Origin of the sequence: Elstera litoralis (assembly GCF_000963705.1) — a bacterium.
GTDB lineage: Bacteria > Pseudomonadota > Alphaproteobacteria > Elsterales > Elsteraceae > Elstera > Elstera litoralis.
Window position 1 is genome coordinate 1 of the sequence record NZ_LAJY01000719.1, and the last position, 940, is coordinate 940.

Sequence of the window (940 nt, forward strand, 5' to 3'; positions counted from 1 at the left end):
TGCACCATACGGTTGCCCGATTCATCACTTTTTGATTTTTTGCTGCACACTTGTCATAGCAGAAATAATAACAATCTCTATTGCTCAATGACACTGAGGCGGAGTGGGGCAATAGACAAGTAGCGGAAATCGTTCAAACCCAAGGATTTCATTGCTTTGCCCCCTTCTGCGGCCAGCCCATACTCCTTCGGACTATGGGCTGTCGCCGCGCGGAAGTCACGCGTAAATCGCCAGTCCCTATAATCGGCACACGATTATTCCAGGGAATAAAGCTTAGGGAACCCGAACCGGGCGAACCAGAGGCGTCGGGGCTGGGCGTCCCGAGGGCGCTGCAACACTGGGCGTGCCGACGGGGCGAAAGCGCTTGCGGTCTTCCTCCGCAATCATCCCGACCATCACTTTGCGAAACCCTTCGACCGCAGCGGCCCCCGCCGACCGATAGGCCTTGGCGATCAACTGCCGTTGGTTTTCCGACAGCAGCCGTTCGAGTTCCTGGCCCTTATCGGTCAAGGTTAGCAGCCGCTGCCGCCGGTCGCGCAGGCCGGGGCGTTGGGCGACGTAGTTTTGGTCGATCAATTGCCCCAGCACGCGGCTAAGCGACTGTTTGGTGATCTTCAAGATCGCCAACAGATCGCTCACCGTGATGTCCGGGTATCGCCCGACGAAATAGATGACCCGATGGTGGGCACGGCCAAAATTCCATTTGGCCAGCATCGCATCGGGCTCTGCCGTGAAATCACGGTAGGCATAAAACATTAGCTCTATTGCCTGCCGCAGTTCTTCTTCACGCAGGAATAGCTGATTGAAGCCTGTTTTCAGGTCGCTCATGTAGCCCGTTCCCTTGGCCCCGCCCATTGGTCATGCGTCCTTTTTGGCGCATGTTATGCCTATCATACCGACAAGCGGGGGGAATGGAATACGACTTCTTGAGGACTAGAAC

1 protein-coding gene is annotated in these 940 nt (G+C 56.1%); it reads right to left on the minus strand.

All coding sequences use genetic code 11. From position 1 onward, the window contains the following. Window positions 1-273 precede the first annotated feature (273 nt). On the minus strand, window positions 274-828 hold the full coding sequence (locus tag VZ95_RS19285) for a MarR family winged helix-turn-helix transcriptional regulator (RefSeq protein ID WP_045777307.1): 555 nt from the start codon (window positions 826-828) through the stop codon (window positions 274-276). Window positions 829-940 lie beyond the last annotated feature (112 nt).

What these genes read in the sequence shown, in the direction of transcription:
- VZ95_RS19285 (WP_045777307.1), bottom strand. Translation starts at nt 828, where the DNA reads ATGAGCGACCTGAAAACAGGCTTCAATCAGCTATTCCTGCGTGAAGAA.